At 74.2% G+C, this 17,384-nt stretch carries 14 protein-coding genes; 3 read left to right on the top strand and 11 right to left on the bottom strand.

The annotated features are described in order from the left end of the window. Window positions 1-59: 59 nt before the first annotated feature. The 5 genes from trpS to ACWDBB_RS04945 all read right to left on the bottom strand — a co-directional run bounded on the left by trpS (window position 60) and on the right by ACWDBB_RS04945 (window position 5,176). Window positions 60-1,055, bottom strand: coding sequence for a tryptophan--tRNA ligase (trpS, locus tag ACWDBB_RS04965; protein ID WP_449788303.1), 996 nt, complete (start codon window positions 1,053-1,055; stop codon window positions 60-62). A gap of 75 nt (window positions 1,056-1,130) precedes the next feature. Then, window positions 1,131-2,456 carry a hemolysin family protein gene (locus ACWDBB_RS04960; protein ID WP_449788222.1) on the bottom strand — a complete coding sequence of 442 codons (1,326 nt, stop codon included), beginning with the start codon at window positions 2,454-2,456 and terminating at the stop codon, window positions 1,131-1,133. A 153-nt stretch (window positions 2,457-2,609) separates the two neighbouring features. Continuing rightward, window positions 2,610-3,602 (bottom strand): malate dehydrogenase, encoded by a 993-nt coding sequence (locus ACWDBB_RS04955; protein WP_449788221.1) that lies wholly within the window; start codon window positions 3,600-3,602, stop codon window positions 2,610-2,612. A 274-nt stretch (window positions 3,603-3,876) separates the two neighbouring features. After that, window positions 3,877-4,302, bottom strand: coding sequence for a DUF3017 domain-containing protein (locus ACWDBB_RS04950; protein WP_449788220.1), 426 nt, complete (start codon window positions 4,300-4,302; stop codon window positions 3,877-3,879). A 19-nt stretch (window positions 4,303-4,321) separates the two neighbouring features. Then, on the bottom strand, window positions 4,322-5,176 hold the full coding sequence (locus ACWDBB_RS04945; RefSeq protein ID WP_392867187.1) for a bifunctional methylenetetrahydrofolate dehydrogenase/methenyltetrahydrofolate cyclohydrolase: 855 nt from the start codon (window positions 5,174-5,176) through the stop codon (window positions 4,322-4,324). Between the two features lie 626 nt (window positions 5,177-5,802). Between ACWDBB_RS04945 and ACWDBB_RS04940 the strand changes: the two genes are divergently transcribed. Then, on the top strand, window positions 5,803-6,417 hold the full coding sequence (locus tag ACWDBB_RS04940; RefSeq protein ID WP_449788219.1) for a hypothetical protein: 615 nt from the start codon (window positions 5,803-5,805) through the stop codon (window positions 6,415-6,417). Between the two features lie 96 nt (window positions 6,418-6,513). Here ACWDBB_RS04940 and purH read toward each other — a convergent pair whose 3' ends face one another. Together purH and purN are read right to left on the bottom strand one after the other, a co-directional pair. After that, complete coding sequence (gene purH / locus ACWDBB_RS04935) at window positions 6,514-8,091, bottom strand: bifunctional phosphoribosylaminoimidazolecarboxamide formyltransferase/IMP cyclohydrolase (RefSeq protein WP_449788218.1); 1,578 nt, start codon at window positions 8,089-8,091, stop codon at window positions 6,514-6,516. Further along, on the bottom strand, window positions 8,088-8,747 hold the full coding sequence (gene purN, locus ACWDBB_RS04930; protein WP_449788217.1) for a phosphoribosylglycinamide formyltransferase: 660 nt from the start codon (window positions 8,745-8,747) through the stop codon (window positions 8,088-8,090). The genes purH and purN overlap by 4 nt, the downstream gene beginning before the upstream one ends. 424 nt (window positions 8,748-9,171) lie before the next feature. On the opposite strand from purN, the gene ACWDBB_RS04925 reads away from it, so the two are divergent. Continuing rightward, complete coding sequence (locus ACWDBB_RS04925) at window positions 9,172-9,816, top strand: hypothetical protein (RefSeq protein WP_449788216.1); 645 nt, start codon at window positions 9,172-9,174, stop codon at window positions 9,814-9,816. Between the two features lie 48 nt (window positions 9,817-9,864). Here ACWDBB_RS04925 and ACWDBB_RS04920 read toward each other — a convergent pair whose 3' ends face one another. Then, window positions 9,865-11,283 carry a cell division protein PerM gene (locus ACWDBB_RS04920; RefSeq protein ID WP_449788215.1) on the bottom strand — a complete coding sequence of 473 codons (1,419 nt, stop codon included), beginning with the start codon at window positions 11,281-11,283 and terminating at the stop codon, window positions 9,865-9,867. Window positions 11,284-11,415: 132 nt separating this feature from the next. Between ACWDBB_RS04920 and ACWDBB_RS04915 the strand changes: the two genes are divergently transcribed. Continuing rightward, on the top strand, window positions 11,416-13,752 hold the full coding sequence (locus ACWDBB_RS04915; protein WP_449788214.1) for a LuxR C-terminal-related transcriptional regulator: 2,337 nt from the start codon (window positions 11,416-11,418) through the stop codon (window positions 13,750-13,752). Between the two features lie 76 nt (window positions 13,753-13,828). Here ACWDBB_RS04915 and sucD read toward each other — a convergent pair whose 3' ends face one another. The 3 genes from sucD to ACWDBB_RS04900 all read right to left on the bottom strand — a co-directional run bounded on the left by sucD (window position 13,829) and on the right by ACWDBB_RS04900 (window position 17,379). Beyond that, window positions 13,829-14,719 carry a succinate--CoA ligase subunit alpha gene (gene sucD, locus ACWDBB_RS04910; RefSeq protein WP_449788213.1) on the bottom strand — a complete coding sequence of 297 codons (891 nt, stop codon included), beginning with the start codon at window positions 14,717-14,719 and terminating at the stop codon, window positions 13,829-13,831. 18 nt (window positions 14,720-14,737) lie between these two features. After that, complete coding sequence (gene sucC / locus ACWDBB_RS04905) at window positions 14,738-15,910, bottom strand: ADP-forming succinate--CoA ligase subunit beta (protein WP_449788212.1); 1,173 nt, start codon at window positions 15,908-15,910, stop codon at window positions 14,738-14,740. A 302-nt stretch (window positions 15,911-16,212) separates the two neighbouring features. Beyond that, entirely contained in the window at window positions 16,213-17,379 is a 1,167-nt protein-coding gene (locus tag ACWDBB_RS04900; protein ID WP_449788211.1) for a VWA domain-containing protein, read from the bottom strand. Between the last annotated feature and the right edge of the window lie 5 nt (window positions 17,380-17,384).

The raw sequence follows: 17,384 nt of genomic DNA, 5'->3' as shown, positions 1-17,384 counted from the left end.
CACGCCGATGGTGACGACCTCGGGGAGGTCGCCACCATCGGGCAGGCGTGTGAGGGGAGTCACCGCTTGGCGGCCGGGAGGAAGCCGATCCGGTCGTACACCGTCTCCAGCGTCACCGACGCCACCTCACGGGCCTTCTCGGCGCCGATCGCCAGCACCCGGTCCAGCTCCGCCGGGTCGTCCAGGAAGCTGCGGGTGCGCTCCTGGAACGGGGTCACCCACTCGGTGAACAGCTCGGCCAGCTCGGTCTTCAGGGCGCCGTACATCTTGCCCTCGAAGTGCTCGACAAGCTGGTCCACCGACTGGCCGCTGAGCGCGGAGTGGATGCGCAGCAGGTTGGAGACGCCCGGCTTGCCCTCCTCGTCGTAGGAGACGACGGTGCCGGTGTCGGTGACGGCGCTCTTGAACTTCTTGGCGCTGGCCTTCGGCTCGTCCAGCAGGCTCACCAGGCCCTTGGGCGAGGAGGCCGACTTGCTCATCTTGACGGCCGGGTCCTGGAGGTCCTGGATCTTCGCCGTCTCCTTGAGGATGTACGGCTTCGGGACCGTGAAGGTCGGGCTGTAGCGGGTGTTGAAGCGCTCGGCGATGTCGCGGGTGATCTCCACGTGCTGGCGCTGGTCCTCGCCGACCGGGACGGCGTCCGCCTGGTAGAGCAGGATGTCCGCGATCTGGAGGATCGGGTAGGTGAACAGGCCGACCGTGGTGCCCTCGGCACCGTAGCGGGAGGACTTGTCCTTGAACTGGGTCATCCGGGAGGCCTCGCCGAAGCCGGTGAGGCAGTTCATCACCCAGGCGAGCTGCGTGTGCTCGGGCACGTGCGACTGGACGAACAGGGTGCAGTTGTCCGGGTCCAGGCCCGCGCCGAGCAGCTGGGCGGCGGAGACCCGGGTGTTCTCGCGCAGCGTCACCGGGTCCTGCGGCACCGTGATCGCGTGCAGGTCGACGACCATGTAGAAGGCGTCGTTGGCCTTCTGGAGGTCCACCCACTGGCGCACCGCGCCCAGGTAGTTGCCGAGGTGGAACGAGCCGGAGGTGGGCTGGATGCCGGAGAGCACCCGGGGACGGTCCTTGACCGGACCAGTGACCGCTGCGTTGACCATGCGCGCCATTGTTCCAGTTCCACCGCTCGCTCAGGAAACCTCCGACCCCGGAGGCTCGGCCAGTGTGACCGCACTCACCCCCACCCGGGCGATCCGCCGGCCCTCGACCTTGGCCACCGTCAGCAGCACCCCGCCGCCGCCCTCGACCGGGACGCGCACCTGGTCGCCGTCCCTGGGCAGCCGGCCGAGCGCGGCCACCAGGCAGCCCGCCACCGTCTCGTACGGGCCCTCGGGCAGGACGACGCCGGTCTCCTCGGCGAAGTCGCCGAGGTTGAGCAGGCCGTCCAGCTCCATGCCGCCGCCGGCCAGCCGGCGGGTGGGGGCGGACTCCGGGCGGTCGTACTCGTCCCGGATCTCGCCGATCACCTCCTCGACCAGGTCCTCCAGGGTGACGATCCCGGCGGTGCCGCCGTACTCGTCCACCACGATGGCCAGGTGGTGGCCCTCCCGGCGCATCTCGCCCATCGCCTCCAGCACCAGCTTGGTGCCGGGCAGCAGCTTGACCGGGCGGGCCAGGTCGCGGACCTTGACGGCCTGCTCGCCGCGCGCGCCGTACAGGTCGCGGACGTGGACGAAGCCGACCACCGCGTCGGCGCTGCCCTCGACCACCGGGTAGCGCGAGTGCGGGGAGGTGTCGGCCTGGTGCCGGACGGCGGCCAGCGGGCGCTCGGCGTCCAGGAAGGTCACCTCGGTGCGCGGGACCATCACCTCGCGCAGCTGGCGCTCTCCGGCGGAGAACACGTCGGCGATCAACGCCCGTTCGTCGCTCCCGAGTTCGGTGTTGGCGGCGACCAGGCCGCGCAGTTCCTCGGAGCTCATCGAACCGCGGCCCGCCGTCGGGTCCCCGCCGAGCAGCCGGACCATCAGGTTGGTGGAGTGGCCGAGCAGCCAGATCACCGGCCGCAGCACCACCGACATCACGTCCACCACCGGGGCGGCGACGACCGAGATGGACTCGGCGCGCTGCAGGCCGATCCGCTTGGGGGTCAGCTCTCCCAGCACCAGCGAGGCGTAGCTGATCGCCAGGGTGAGGCCGACCAGGGCCACCGCGTCGGCCACGCCCTCGGACAGCCCGGCCCGGACAAACAGCGGGGCGACCTTGCCGGACAGGGTGTCCGCGCCGAAGGCGGCGGACAGGAAGCCCATGCAGGTCACCCCGACCTGGACGGCGGCCAGGAAGCGGTTGGGGTCGGCCGCCAGGTGCGCGGCGCGGGCCGCGCGCCGGGTCCCGCGCGCTTCCAGCGTCCGGATCTGGCCCTCGCGCAGCGAGATCAGCGAGATCTCGGCGACGTTGAACAGCCCGCCCAGCAGGATGAAGACGAGGACGAGCGCGGCGTCCCCGAGTGTTTCGCTCACAGCGGGCCAGTGTAGGACGGCCGGAACCGGCCGGGCCGGACGCGGCGGCGGCCCCGGGCGGACGCGGCGGCGGGTCAGGGGCCGGACGCGGCGGCGGCCCGCCGCTTCCGGGAGGGAAGCGACGGGCCGCCGGTGAAGCCGTGCGGGGCGGGCTCAGATGAGGCCCAGCTCCTGGACCGCGTCGCGCTCCTCGACCAGCTCCCGGACCGAGGCGTCGATGCGGGCGCGCGAGAAGTCGGAGATCTCCAGGCCCTGGACGATCTTGAACTCGCCGTCCTTGGTGGTGACCGGGAACGAGGAGATCAGGCCCTCCGGAACGCCGTAGGAACCGTCGGAGACGACACCCATGGAGGTCCAGTCGCCCTCGGCGGTGCCGTTGACCCAGGTGTACACGTGGTCGATGGCGGCGTTGGCGGCCGAGGCGGCCGAGGAGGCGCCACGGGCGTCGATGATGGCGGCGCCACGCTTGGCGACGGTCGGGATGAAGTCGTTCTCCAGCCAGCCCAGGTCGCTGCCGACGGCCTCGAAGGCCGGCTTGCCGGCGATCTCGGCCTGGAAGACGTCCGGGTACTGGGTCGCGGAGTGGTTGCCCCAGATGGTGACGCGCTTGATGTCGGAGACCAGGGCGCCGGTCTTGGCGGACAGCTGGCCGACGGCGCGGTTGTGGTCCAGGCGGGTCATCGCGGTGAAGCGCTCGGCCGGGACGTCCGGGGCGTTGCGCTGGGCGATCAGGGCGTTGGTGTTGGCCGGGTTGCCGACGACCAGGACCTTGATGTCGTCCGCGGCGTGGTCGTTGATGGCCTTGCCCTGCGGGCCGAAGATGCCGCCGTTGGCCTGGAGCAGGTCGCCGCGCTCCATGCCCGCGGTGCGCGGACGGGCGCCGACCAGCAGCGCGACGTTGGCGCCGTCGAAGGCCTCGGCCGGCTTGTCGGTGATGGTGATGTCGCGCAGCAGCGGGAAGGCGCAGTCGACGAGCTCCATGGCGGTGCCCTCGGCGGCCTTGAGGCCCTGCGGGATCTCCAGGAGGCGCAGGTTCACCGGCACGTCGGCGCCGAGCAGGTGGCCCGAGGCGATGCGGAAGAGCAGCGCGTAGCCGATCTGACCGGCCGCTCCGGTGATGGTGACGTTGACGGGGGTGCGAGTCATTTCTACCTTCTCCAGCAAATCGCCAGGCGCCCCAGGCACACCGGCGCTGGAGCCAGGATGATCTCTCGACGTCGAGAGACCGGCGTCAGGTTATCGCAAAGGGAAGCGTACGCCGGGTGTCCCGGCATGGCTGATGCATCACAGAAGAAGGCGGCCCCCGCCCACGCCCTGGGTTTCCATGGGCGTGGGCGGGGGCCGTCACGGGGCCGCGGAGCGGTGCCCGGGGCGCACTCGGTGCCCGGGGCCCGGCGTCCGGGCCTCAGTGCCCGGGGCCTCAGTGCCTGGGCCGGCCCATCAGCTGGCCGATGTTGTCGAGCAGCGGGATCTGCAGCCACGGGTTCGGCTGCGCCACCAGGGTCAGCAGCACGATCGAGATGCCCAGGAAGCTCAGCACGATCACGTCCGTGAAGCGGCTGCGCACCGCCAGCATCCCGACCTCGGGCAGCACCAGCCGCAGCACCGCGCCGAGCAGCACGCCGGCGCCGAGGATCAGCAGCCCGTACTTGAACCCGTCCTTGAAGTCGGCGAACCAGGTGACCGCGAGGCCGGCGCCGACGACCAGCAGGACCAGCGTGATCGGCCACTGCCGCACCGGCAGGGCGTGCTCGCGTCCGAGGGCCGCGGCCGAGCCCTCGGGCGGCAGGGTGCCGGTGGTCTTGACCGGCCTGCGGCGGGAGCCTGCCGGTCGCGGTTCAGTCATGCTCGCCGTCCCTGGGGTGTCAGATGCCGGCGCGGCGCTCGGCCGCCTCGACGATGTTGTTGAGCAGCATCGCGCGGGTCATCGGGCCCACGCCGCCGGGGTTCGGGGAGATCCAGCCGGCCACCTCGGCCACGCCCGGGTGCACGTCGCCGACGATCTTGCCCTCGCTGCGGCTGACGCCCACGTCCAGCACCGCGGCGCCCGGCTTGACGTCCTCCGGCTTGACCAGGTGCGGCACACCGGCGGCGGCCACGATGATGTCGGCCTTGCGCAGGTGGGCGCCGAGGTCCCGGGTGCCGGTGTGGCACAGGGTGACGGTGGCGTTCTCGCTGCGGCGGGTCAGCAGCAGGCCGATCGAGCGGCCGACGGTGATGCCGCGGCCGACCACGACCACCTCGGCGCCGTTGATCTCGACGTCGTGGCGGCGCAGCAGCTCGACGATGCCGAGCGGGGTGCACGGCAGCGGGCCGTCGATGCCCAGGGCGAGCCGGCCGAGCGAGGTCGGGTGCAGGCCGTCGGCGTCCTTGTCCGGGTCCATCAGCTCCAGGACCGGGTTCTGGTCCAGGCCCTTGGGCAGCGGCAGCTGGACGATGTAGCCGGTGCAGGACGGGTCGGCGTTGAGCTCGCGGACGACGTTCTCCACGTCCTCCTGGGTGGCGGTGGCGGGCAGCTCGCGCTGGATCGAGGCGATGCCGACCTCGGCGCAGTCCTTGTGCTTGCCGTTCACGTACCAGCGGCTGCCCGGGTCGTCGCCGACCAGGACGGTGCCGAGGCCGGGCGTGACGCCCTTCGCCTTGAGGGCCGCCACGCGGGCGGCGAGTTCGGACTTGATCGCGGCGGCGGTGGCCTTGCCATCGAGAATCTGGGCAGTCATGACCCCATTCTCCCGGATCGCCGGGGGTCTCCGTACCGAGGGCGGCGGTCCGCCCCGACGAGCGGTCCGGGACGGCGGGGCGGGCCGCCCGGACCGGTACGGGAGGACCTCCCGGCCGGGGCGGGAGGACGTCCTGCGAACGGGGCGGGAGGACGCCCGGCGAACGGGCGCACGGGTGGGGGCGCAGGTGGACGCGAGGGTGAACGGACGGGTACGAAGGTCCGCCGCACATTGCGGTTGCGCCACAGTCTGGGCCCGGCGCGCGGAACCGGCTGGACACGGCCCCGTCGTCCGGATGACGATAAGCGGGCATTCCCGCCGTGTACCGGCCCGGTGACGGGCCGACGGATCACCGCGGCGGGGCGTACCCGGGGGAAAGAGTCAGTGAGCCGATCACAGCAGAACGAGCAGTCCGACCGCGGCGGCACCGTCCCGCCCGCACCGAACCCGTCGACCGTCTCGCGCCCCTGACGCTCACCACACCGCCGAGCCGCGGCGCCCGTCACCGCCGCCGGGCTGTCACCCCGCTCCGCTAACGTCCCCTTCGGTCGGTGACCCGACCGACCGACCGCACCGGGCCGTCAGCGTCCCGTCCCCGCGTCCCCGCAATCTGCCCGGAGGCATCCATGAGTTACCCGCCCGACCCGAACAACCCGTACGGCCAGCCACCGGCCGCCCCGCCCGGCTACGGCTACCCGCAGCAGGCCCCGCCGCCGCAGGCCGCCCCGGGCTACGGCTACCCGCAGGCCGCCCCGGGCTACGGGTACGCGCCGGTGGCCCCGGTGTCCATGCCGAGCCTGATGACGGCCGCCCGGGTGCTGCTGTTCATCGTCGGCGGTGTGCAGACGCTCGCCGCGTTCGGCTACGTGATCCTCGGGGCGGTCGCCAAGGACGCCACCAGCCAGGTCAGCAAGACCACCAGCGACGACTCGTTCCTCGCGCTGGGCGACGCCGTCGGCGGTGTCCTGATCGTCGTCGGCGTGGTGTTCGGGCTGTTCGCCGCGCTCTCCATCACGCTCGGCGTGAAGTTCGGCAAGGGCGGCAACGCCGTCCGGGTCACCACCATCGTGTACGGCTCGCTCGGCGGCCTGGTCGGCCTGCTGATCCTGCTGGGCGCCCTCGGCAGCGGCTCCGCGACGGGTCTGCTCGCGGGCCTGCTCTGGCTGGCCGTCAGCATCATCTGGATCACCGCCATGTGCCTCCAGGACAGCGTCAAGTGGTTCAACCGGCCCCGGTACTGACCGGCCGGAACGGCAGAGCGGCCCGGCTCCCTCCTCGGAGGGGGCCGGGCCGCTCTGCCGTTCCGTCACGCCGTCCCGCCGACGGCGGGACCGGTGTCAGTGGAAGAAGTGCCGCGCACCGGTGAAGTACATGGTCACGCCGGCCTCGGCGGCCGCCGCGACGACCTCCTCGTCGCGGATCGAGCCACCGGGCTGGACGATCGCCTTGACGCCGGCCGCGATCAGGATCGCCGGGCCGTCCGCGAACGGGAAGAAGGCGTCCGAGGCCGCGTAGGAGCCCTTGGCGCGCTCTCCGGCCCGCTCGACCGCGAGCTTGCAGGAGTCCACCCGGTTCACCTGGCCCATGCCGACACCGACCGAGGCGCCGTCCTTGGCCAGCAGGATCGCGTTGGACTTGACGGCCCGGCAGGCCCGCCAGGCGAAGGCCAGCTCGGCCAGCTCGCCGGCGGACAGCGCCTCACCGCTGGCGAGGGTCCAGTTCGCCGGGTCGTCGCCCTCGGCGTGCACCCGGTCGGCGTCCTGGAGCAGCACGCCGCCGGAGATCGGGCGCACCTCCTGGCGGTTGGCCGGGGCCTCGGGGGCGAGCAGCACCCGCAGGTTCTTCTTGCGGGTGAGCACCTCCAGGGCGCCCTCCTCGTAGCCGGGGGCCACGACGACCTCGGTGAAGATCGGGGCGATCTGCTCGGCCAGCGCGACGGTGACCGGGCGGTTGACGGCGATCACGCCGCCGTACGCGGAGACCGGATCGCACTCGTGCGCCTTGCGGTGCGCCTCGGCGACGTCGGCGCCGGTCCCGATGCCGCACGGGTTGGCGTGCTTGATGATCGCGACGGCCGGCTCGGCGTGGTCGTAGGCGGCGCGGCGGGCGGCGTCGGTGTCGACGTAGTTGTTGTACGACATCTCCTTGCCGTGCAGCTGCTGCGCGCCGGCCAGGCCGCCGGTGCCGTCGCTGTACAGAGCGGCGCCCTGGTGCGGGTTCTCGCCGTAGCGCAGCACGTTCTGCCGCTCCCAGGTCGAGCCGAGGAACTCGGGGAAGTGCGCGTCGCTCGGGGCGTAGCCGTCCTCGAACCAGGAGGCGACGGCCACGTCGTAGGCGGCGGTGTGGGCGAACGCGGCACCGGCCAGGCGCTTGCGGGTGGCCAGGTCGAAGCCGCCCTCCCGGACGGCCGTCAGCACGTCGCCGTAACGGGCCGGGTCGACCACCACGGCCACCGAGGGGTGGTTCTTGGCGGCGGCGCGGACCATGCTCGGGCCGCCGATGTCGATCTGCTCGACGCACTCGTCCGGGGTGGCGCCGGAGGCGACGGTGGCCTTGAACGGGTAGAGGTTCACCACGACCAGGTCGAAGGGCTCGACGCCCAGCTCGGCCAGCTGCGCCCGGTGCGACTCCAGCCGCAGGTCGGCCAGCACGCCGGCGTGCACGCGGGGGTGCAGCGTCTTCACGCGCCCGTCGAGGCACTCCGGGAAGCCGGTCAGCTCGGAGACCTCGGTCACCGGGACGCCGGCGGCGGCGATCCGGCCGGCGGTCGAGCCGGTGGAGACGATGGCGACCCCGGCGGCGTGCAGGCCCTGGGCCAGCTCCTCCAGACCGGTCTTGTCGTACACGCTGATCAGCGCGCGACGGATCGGACGGACGTTCTCCGAAACGGGCGTGGTGGTGGAGCTGGCACTCATGCCGGGATCCATACCTTTCGGTCCTCGATGCGGTGACCTTCGCGGGCCAGCCGGCCCACGACGTCGACGAGCAGCTTGCGCTCGACAGTCTTGATGCGCTCGTGCAGCGCGTCGCCGCCATCGGCGTGGTCGGCGTCGACGACCTCGACGACGCCCTGCGCGATGATCGGCCCGGTGTCCACGCCGGAGTCGACCAGGTGGACGGTGCAGCCGGTGACCTTCACCCCGTACGCGAGCGCGTCGGTGACGCCGTGCGCGCCGGGGAAGGAGGGCAGCAGTGCGGGGTGGGTGTTGACGATCCGCCCGGCGAAGGCGGCGATGAACTCGGGGCCGAGGATCTTCATGAAGCCGGCCGTGACCACCAGGTCGGGCCGGTACTCGGCGACGGAGGCGGTCAGCGCGCGGTCCCACTCGGCCCGGTCGGGGTGGTCCTTCACCCGGTGGACGAAGGTCGGCAGGCCGGCCTTCTCCGCGCGGTCCAGGCCGACGATCCCGTCCCGGTCCGCGCCGACGGCGAGGATCTCGGCGCCGTACGCCGGGTCGGCCGTGGCGTCGATCAGCGCCTGCAGGTTGGTGCCGGAGCCGGAGACCAGCACCACCAGGCGGGCCGGTCCGGGCTTACGGGGCGGGAAGTGCTGGGCGGGGGCGGCGGCCACTGCGCGTTTCTCCGTAGGTCGGGCGCCGTCCGCTGGTACGTCCACCGGCGGTGGGGCCACTACGAACGGCAGGTCGAGCGAGGGGGAACTCCGGGAAAACCCGCCGCGACGCGGGCCCGGGGAACCTCTGTGGGCTGCTGACCGTCACCACGATAACGGCTGGTCGGACGGCCTCCGCACCCTCCCGGCGGCGCTACGCGCGTAGTTGAGACGGGGATCTCCTCCGGCCCGCCGCACCGGAGTTGCCCCGGCCCGCACCGGCCCGCCGACGGCCCCGCCGACAGCCCCATCCGGTCCCGCCCGGCCCTTCGACGCGGGCCGCCGGTGGCCCGGTGGACGGCTGCGGGATCATTGGGGGCGCGGGAGACCGCTCCGACGCGAGAACCTCCGAACGAGCTCCGACCGAGAAGGAATGGCTGAATCCATGAGCAGCGGCGACGACACCGGTGAGCGCAACCCCTTCGCGCCGCCGCCGGCGGATGCCCCGGACCAGCCGTGGCAGCCGCGCAGCCCCTGGGCCGGCCCCGGCGCCGACGGGCCGGGCGACCCCGACGGCCAGGGCGGCGAGCGTCCGGTTCTGCCGCCGCCGTGGGGCCCCGGCGACGACGGCCGACCCGGCCGGCGGCCGCCGGCCCCGCAGCCGCCCCGGCTCGACCTCGCCGACCCGGCCCACCGCAAGGCGCGCAACGCCGCGCTGGCCGGGCCGTTCGCGCTGGTCTGCCTGTTCATGGGGTTCCACTGGATCGCGCTGCTGATCGGGGCGCTCGGCATCGTCTGGGGTGTCGGCGCGCTGCGGACCCGGCGGGCCGCCCCGGCCGCCGCCACGGTCGCCGGCCCGGGCGGCCCGCTCCCCGCGGCGCCGGCACCGAACCCGCTCACCCCGGCCGCGCTCGCCGGCATCCTGACCGGCGCGATGACCATCGTGGTCGCCACCTCGGTGATCGGCCTCGGGTACCACTACCGCGACTACGTCACCTGCGTGCAGGACTCGCTGACCAGCGTCGGCGCCCAGAACTGCGACCGGTACGCGCCGCAGTGGTACGTGGACTTCACCGGGAACACCGAGTAGCCGGGCCGACGTCCGGGGCCGGTCAGTCGTCCGGCCGGTCGGCCCCGGTCAGTCGTCCTGATCCACCCGGTCGACCGGGTCCCGCTCGTCGGGGCCCGGTCCGCCGACGCTCCTGACACCCACTCCGGAGAGCCGCAGCACGAGGGCGTGCGTACCGGCGCGCAGCGCCAGCACGCCCCGGCGGACGCGCCGCGCGAGCCGGGCGCACACGTCCACGCCGTCCGCCGGGCCCAGCGTGCGGTGCCGGACCAGCAGCGCGCCCGGGACGGCGACCAGCGCGATCCAGCCCGCCGCCGCCGGACCCGTCCACGGCACCGGCCCCACCCAGGCCAGCCGCTCCCCCGCCAACGCCCCGCCGGAGAGCCAGCCCAGCACCGCCGCCCCGGCCCCGACCGACAGCGCCGCCGCCAGCGCGGCCACCGCCGTGGCGGCCGGCGACCAGGGCTCGGGCCGCTCCCCGGCCCTGCCCGGCAGCCGCCGGCCCGCCGCCGCGCGCCCCAGCAGGACCGCCGGCACCACCCCGGCCAGCAGCGGCAGGGCCGACACCGCCAGCCGCCAGCCGCCCGGGCCGTCCGCCGGCAGCAGCGCGAACAGCGGGAACTCGGGCACCGGACCCAGCGCCGTAGCGGCCGGCGACACCACCGTCCCGGTGCCGACCCCGAAACCCGGGCCCAGCGCGTACGCCGCACCCCACAGCACCGCGTTCGGCAGCAGCACCAGCGCGAGCAGCACCAGCCCCGCCAGCGCGGTGGGCCCGCTCCCCAGCAGCGCCATGCCGCGCCCGCCGCCGGCCACCGCGTCCAGCACCGCCGAGGACACCACCAGGAGGCCGCCCGCCGCGACCAGCCCGGCTCCGGCCGCCAGCGCCGCGGCCCGTACCGTCGGCCCGGCGTCGACCGGGCGGTACGGCGGCGGGAGGCGGTCCAGCGGGGAATCGGCCTGCCGGTCGAGGACGGCCACCGAACGGGCCCCGGCGGCCGTCGCCAGGCCCGCCACCAGCGCCACCGCCAGGACGTCCGGCAGCACCCGGCTGCGGAACAGCCCGCCCCCCGCGCAGTGCAGCGTCACCCCGACGGCCACCGCGCAGTACCCCGCCCAGACCGCCACCGGACCGCTCCAGCGCGAGCGCGGCCCGCGCCGCGCCGCCACCCCGGCGGCCACCCGGTGGAGCCGGACCACGGCCAGGACGCCGAGCAGCAGCGGAGTGACGGTCAGCGGGGCGTCCGTCGGGCCGCGCAGCACCGGTGCGCCGTGCCCGAGCAGCCAGAGCACCCCTGCCAACCGGGTGACGGCGGCCGCGCCGTCCTCCGCGTACGGCGACACCACCCAGAGCGCCAGCACGGGCGCCCCGACCACGGCCAGGCCGACCAGCGCCGTCCGCACTCCCGTCAACAGGTCGGCCAGCGCGGGGCGTCCACCCGATTCACCGGGCGATTGCAGGATCGGACGGCCCATCAGCTGCGTCATGGGCCACATGGTGCCAAGGCGACTCGCCATGCTCCGTGAAGCGCCAAACCGCCGCCGTGTCCCAGATTATTGGCTTATGCGCATTTTCAGACCCTGCCCCCAAGCCGCCGGCGCCCCGGCCCGGAGCGTCTGATGACCACGCCAACCACCGCCGACTCCCCCATCCCGGAGCGCCGGCGCAAGCCCGCCCGTGCCGGGACCGACGCGGGCCGTCCGCCACGGGAACTGACCCCCCGTGAGGTCCAGGTCCTGGCCCACCTCTCGGTCGGCCACGACCTTCCGCGCACCGCCGTCGCCCTCGGAGTCACCCCCACCACGGCCCGCAGCTACCTCCAGCGCGCCCTGCGCAAGCTCGGCACCCGCACCGAGGCGGAGGCCCTCGCCCTGCTGGCCGGCACCCTGACGCGCCCCGAGGAACCCGCCCCTGTCCGCGGGGCCGGGCGCCCGTCGGCCGATGTGGCAGCGGGTGGGGACGTGCCGAGGAAACGGCGCCCCTCCCGAGCCGGGAAGCCCACCCCACGCACCGACGACGCCCGGAAGGCGGCCCGCCCGGCGCGGGACGCGGACGGCGGCGCGGCGCGTCGGACTCCGGCCGAGAAGCCGCGCCCGGCCTCCGGCAGGCCGCCGGCCCCCGCGAAGAGCGCCGCCCCGGGGCGCGCGCACGAGGGCCGCGCGCCCGGGGGCCAGGCGAGCGGCGCCGCCGTGCCACGGGCGCCGCTGGCCGCACCGGCGACGGTCGGCGCGCGGCGTCAGCCGACCGCCGGGAACCACGAGCCGGCGGGCCCCGGCGGCGGCGGAGGCGGGCCGACGCCTCCCGCGTCCCCCGGGAGGCGCGGCGGCGCCCCCGGCGCCGGACAGGCGCGGGCCCGGGGCGCAGACGGCGGAAGTGGGCCGACGACGCCCACTGACCCCGGCACCGAACAGGATCGGCCGGAGAACGTCCCCACCTCGAGCGGCCGCCCGTCCCCGGGCAACGGCAGCGGCGACGGCCGTGGGCCGCAGGCACCCGCGGGCACGGCCGCCCGCCCCGGCGACACGTCACGCCGGGCCCCGGCCACGCAGGAGTCCGACGGCAGGCAGCCACAGGCCGCCGAGCCCGACCAGGCGCGGGAGAGCCCGCCGGAACACGCGGGACACTTCGCCACGGCCGGGCGGCGGGCTGACGGCGGGCGGTCGAAGGCCGTCGGCCCCGACCGGACAAGCGACGCCACCGCCACGCCCACGGCCCGCCTCCACGACCCGGCCGAGCACCGTCGCGCCACGTCCCCGAGCACGGGCCCCGGGCCGAACACCTCCACGGGCGGCACCACCGCCGACCGCGGCGAGCACCCGTACCCCGCCGCCGCCCCGACCGGGCCCGGTTCCGCCAGTCCCGGCCGGGTGGCGCTGGCCGCCGCGCCCTCGGTCGGGGACGACGACCTCGACGCGCAGCCTCCGGCGGTGAGGTTCGAGGAGCTGTACGAGACCGCGCACACCCGGCTGGTGCAGCAGGTGTTCCTGCTGACCGCCTGCCGGCACCGGGCGGTGCACTGCGTACGGCTGGCGTTCGGGGAGGCCCGGCGGCGCTGGGGCGCGGTGGCCGCTTCGGGGAACCCGGAGGGGTGGGTACGGGTGCGGGCCTGCGAGCTGGCGCTGTCCCCGTGGCACCGGGGCGGGCCCCGCCGCTCGCACCCGTGGGCGCTGCCGCACCGGCGGATCAGGGTGCGCCCGGCCGACGAGGCGCAGGCGGTGCTGCCGGACCACGACCGGCTGACCGACCGGGACCGGGCGCTGCTGAAGGCGCTCAAGCGGCTGTCCCGCCCGCAGCGCCGGGCGCTGGTGCTGCACGACGGGCTGGGGCTGCCGGCCGCGGCGGTCGCGGTGGAGGTGGAGTCCACGCGGGTGGCGGCCGAGAGCCGGGTGTGGGCCGCCCGGGCGGCGCTGGCGCAGTGGGTGCCGGAGCTGGTCGGGCCGGACCCGGCGGCACCGGGCTTCGCGGACGGGCTGAGCCGGCAGCTGCACCGGGCGGCGGTGCGCGGCTGCCCGCAGCCGCACCGGGCACCGGTGCCGGTGCTGCGGGCCCGGCACCGGCTCTGGACGGCGAGCCGCACGGGTGCGGCGGCGCTGCTGACGTTCGCGGTGGCCGGGGCGATGCTGGCGACCCTGTCGGGGGTGCGCCCGGCGGTGCTGTTCCGGTCGGTCGACCCGCCGGCACCCGCGGTGTGCCTGCCCGCCGCCCTGTCCGCCGGGGCGCAGGGGGCGGAGCCGAGCGTGCCGCTGCTGCCCGGAGGGGCGCCGAACGGCATCACCAGCATCTGGTGCAGCCCGGCGCCCGGTCTGGAGGCCGTCCTGGTGGAGCCGCGGCCGCGGGCGGCCGCGCGCTGGGAGCTGCCGGCGGCGGGCCGGGCGGCCGCTCCCCCGCCGCAGGGCCCGGTGGTCTGCCGGCTGTGGTCGCCGCTGCCCTGCACGACGGGGCCGAGGGCGCACTGAGCCGCCCGGGGCGTGCCGGAACGGCGAGCGCCCCCGCCCGGGAAGGGCGGGGGCGCTCGTCACACGCGGGGCGGGATCAGGCCTGGGCGGCGATGATCTCGCGGGCCAGGCGGGCGGTCTCGGACGGCGTCTTGCCGACCTTGACACCGGCGGCCTCGAGGGCCTCCTTCTTCGCCTGGGCGGTGCCCGAGGAGCCGGAGACGATGGCGCCGGCGTGGCCCATGGTCTTGCCCTCGGGGGCGGTGAAGCCCGCGACGTAGCCGACGACCGGCTTGGTGACGTGCTCGGCGATGAAGGCCGCGGCACGCTCCTCGGCGTCGCCACCGATCTCACCGATCATGACGATGAGCTCGGTCTCCGGGTCCTCCTGGAAGGCCTTGAGCGCGTCGATGTGGGTGGTCCCGATGACCGGGTCACCACCGATGCCGACGGCCGAGGTGAAGCCGATGTCCCGCAGCTCGTACATGAGCTGGTAGGTCAGGGTGCCGGACTTCGAGACCAGGCCGATCTTGCCGGAGCTGGTGATGTCGGCCGGGATGATGCCGGCGTTCGACTGTCCGGGGCTGATCAGGCCGGGGCAGTTCGGGCCGATGATGCGGGTCTTGTTGCCCTTGGCACCGGCGTGCGCCCAGAAGGCGGCGGTGTCGTGCACCGGGACGCCCTCGGTGATGACGACGGCCAGGCCGATCTCGGCGTCGATGGCCTCGACGACGGCGGCCTTGGTGAACGCCGGCGGGACGAAGACGACGGTGACGTCGGCACCGGTCTTCTCCATCGCCTCGGCGACCGACCCGAAGACCGGGATCTCGGTGCCGTCGACGTCGACCGTGGTGCCGGCCTTGCGCGGGTTGACACCGCCGACGATCCGGGTGCCGGAGGCGAGCATGCGGCGGGTGTGCTTCATGCCCTCGGAGCCGGTCATGCCCTGGACGATGACCTTGCTGTCCTTGGTAAGGAAGATAGCCATGGTGTGTAGTCCCCTTCCTTACTTGTTGGCCAGCTCGGCGGCGCGGTCAGCGGCGCCGTCCATGGTGTCCACGCGCTGGACCAGCGGGTGGTTGGCGTCGTCGAGGATCTTGCGACCCAGCTCCGCGTTGTTGCCGTCCAGACGGACGACCAGCGGCTTGGTGACGTTCTCGCCCTTGCTCTTCAGGAGCTCCAGGGCCTGCACGATGCCGTTGGCGACCGCGTCGCACGCGGTGATGCCGCCGAAGACGTTGACGAAGACCGACTTGACGTCGGGGTCGCCCAGGATGATCTCCAGGCCGTTCGCCATGACCTCGGCGGAGGCGCCGCCGCCGATGTCGAGGAAGTTGGCGGGCTTGACGCCGCCGTGCTTCTCACCGGCGTAGGCGACCACGTCGAGGGTGCTCATGACGAGGCCCGCGCCGTTGCCGATGATGCCGACCTGGCCGTCGAGCTTGACGTAGTTCAGGCCCTTGGCCTTGGCGGCGGCCTCCAGCGGGTTGGCCGCGGCCTTGTCCTCCAGGGCCTCGTGCTCGGGCTGGCGGAACTCGGCGTTGTCGTCCAGGGAGACCTTGCCGTCGAGCGCGATGATCTTGCCGTCGCCGGACTTGATCAGCGGGTTGACCTCGACGAGGAGGGCGTCCTCCTTGATGAAGACGGTCCACAGCTTCTGCAGGACCTCGGCGACCTGGTCGGCGACCTCGGCCGGGAACTTCGCCGCGGCGACGATCTCGGCGGCCTTCTCCGGGGTGCAGCCCTCGTTGGCGTCGACCGGGATCTTGGCGAGCGCCTCGGGGTTCTGCTCGGCGACGACCTCGATCTCCACGCCGCCCTCGACGCTGGCCATGGCCAGGAAGGTGCGGTTGGTGCGGTCCAGCAGGAACGAGACGTAGTACTCGTCCTTGATGTCCGCGGTCTGGGCCAGCATCACCTTGTGAACGGTGTGGCCCTTGATGTCCATGCCGAGGATCTGCTCGGCCTTGGCGACGGCGTCCGCCGGGTCGGCGGCGAGCTTGACGCCGCCGGCCTTGCCTCGGCCGCCCACCTTCACCTGAGCCTTGACGACGGCGCGGCCGCCGAAGCGCTCCGCGATGGCGGCAGCGTCTGCGGCGGTCTCGATGACATCGCCGTCAAGCACGGGTACACCGTGCTTGGCGAAGAGGTCCCTCGCCTGGTACTCGAACAGGTCCACGTGTTTGTCCTTGTTCGTGGTCGCGGATTGTGTCTCTACGAGCGTGCCACGGCAGGATCTTCGCTGCGGGTCGTCGGGGCGGTGCGGGTACGCAGAGATACGGCCTTGCGGCCCACACAGCCACGGGCGCACACGTCAATCAACACGCGCGTCACGTCCGTCTGGCAGGTTATCCCCGTGGGACGGGCCTGTTCCGCCCGGGAGCCTGCCCGCCTTGGGTGAGAACCGTCACAGAATGCCCGGAAGGCCGGGGCGGGCGGCCGGTCCACCGATCGGGCGGATTACCGCGTTCGGGTGAATCCTCACGCCCTCTGGTCCGGCACGGGGATCGGACGCTTCTCGATGGCCGCCGCCATGATCTCCGGGAACGCGTCGGGGGTGCAGGCGAAGGCCGGCGCGCCGAGCGAGGCCAGGGCGGCGGCGTGCGCGTGGTCGTACGCCGGGGCCCCCTCGTCGGAGAGCGCGAGCAGGGCGATGAACTGGACGCCGGCCGCCTTCATCGCGGCGACCCGCTTGAGCATGCCGTCCCGGATGCCGCCCTCGTACAGGTCGCTGATCAGCACCACGACGGTCTCGGAGGGCCGGGTGATCTTCGACTGGCAGTAGGCGAGCGCGCGGTTGATGTCGGTGCCGCCGCCGAGCTGGGTGGCGAACAGGACGTCGACCGGGTCGGTGAGCTGTTCGGTGAGGTCGACCACCGAGGTGTCGAAGACGACCAGTCGGGTGTCCAGGGTGCGCATCGAGGCGAGCACCGCGCCGAAGACCGCCGAGTGGACGACCGAGGGCGCCATCGAGCCGGACTGGTCGATGCAGAGGATGACGTCCTTCTTCACGGCCTGCTGGGCGCGGGCGTAGCCGACCAGCCGCTCGGGGACGACGGTGCCGTGCTCGGGCAGGTAGTTCTTCAGGTTGGCCCGGATGGTGCGGTCCCAGTCGATGTCCCGGTGGCGCGGCCGGTTGACCTTGGCGCTGCGGTCGAGGGCGCCCCCGAGGGTGGCCCGGGTGCGGTCGGCGAGCCGGCGCTCCAGGTCGGCGACCACCTTGCCGACCACCGCCCGCGCGGTCTCCCGGGTGGTCTCGGGCAGCGCGTGCTTGAGCGACAGCAGGGTGCCGACCAGGTGCACGTCCGGCTCGACGGCCTCCAGCATCTCCGGTTCCAGCAGCAGCCGGTCCAGGCCGAGCCGGGTGATCGCGTCCTGCTGCATCAGCTGCACGACGGTGGACGGGAAGTACTCGCGGATGTCGCCCAGCCAGCGGGCCACCTGCGGGGCCGAGCCGCCCAGCCCGGCGCTGCGGCGGCCGCCGCAACCGCCCCGGGCGCCCTCCTCGGGGGCGCCCCGGTAGAGCGCGGCGAGGGCGCCGTCCATCGCGGCGTCGCGGCCGCGCAGGGTGCAGCCGGTGCCGTCGGCCTCGCCGCCGAGCACCAGCCGCCAGCGGCGCAGCCGTTCGTCGGTCGTGGGCGCTGCCATCTCGT

Source organism: Kitasatospora sp. NPDC001095 (assembly GCF_053598615.1).
This window is presented reverse-complemented; position numbering and strand designations above follow the sequence as displayed.

What these genes read in the sequence shown, in the direction of transcription:
- ACWDBB_RS04955 (WP_449788221.1), bottom strand. Translation starts at nt 3,602, where the DNA reads ATGACTCGCACCCCCGTCAACGTCACCATCACCGGAGCGGCCGGTCAG.
- ACWDBB_RS04950 (WP_449788220.1), bottom strand. Translation starts at nt 4,302, where the DNA reads ATGACTGAACCGCGACCGGCAGGCTCCCGCCGCAGGCCGGTCAAGACC.
- ACWDBB_RS04945 (WP_392867187.1), bottom strand. Translation starts at nt 5,176, where the DNA reads ATGACTGCCCAGATTCTCGATGGCAAGGCCACCGCCGCCGCGATCAAG.
- ACWDBB_RS04940 (WP_449788219.1), top strand. Translation starts at nt 5,803, where the DNA reads ATGAGTTACCCGCCCGACCCGAACAACCCGTACGGCCAGCCACCGGCC.
- purH (WP_449788218.1), bottom strand. Translation starts at nt 8,091, where the DNA reads ATGAGTGCCAGCTCCACCACCACGCCCGTTTCGGAGAACGTCCGTCCG.
- ACWDBB_RS04925 (WP_449788216.1), top strand. Translation starts at nt 9,172, where the DNA reads ATGAGCAGCGGCGACGACACCGGTGAGCGCAACCCCTTCGCGCCGCCG.
- ACWDBB_RS04920 (WP_449788215.1), bottom strand. Translation starts at nt 11,283, where the DNA reads ATGACGCAGCTGATGGGCCGTCCGATCCTGCAATCGCCCGGTGAATCG.
- ACWDBB_RS04915 (WP_449788214.1), top strand. Translation starts at nt 11,416, where the DNA reads ATGACCACGCCAACCACCGCCGACTCCCCCATCCCGGAGCGCCGGCGC.
- sucD (WP_449788213.1), bottom strand. Translation starts at nt 14,719, where the DNA reads ATGGCTATCTTCCTTACCAAGGACAGCAAGGTCATCGTCCAGGGCATG.
- ACWDBB_RS04900 (WP_449788211.1), bottom strand. Translation starts at nt 17,379, where the DNA reads ATGGCAGCGCCCACGACCGACGAACGGCTGCGCCGCTGGCGGCTGGTG.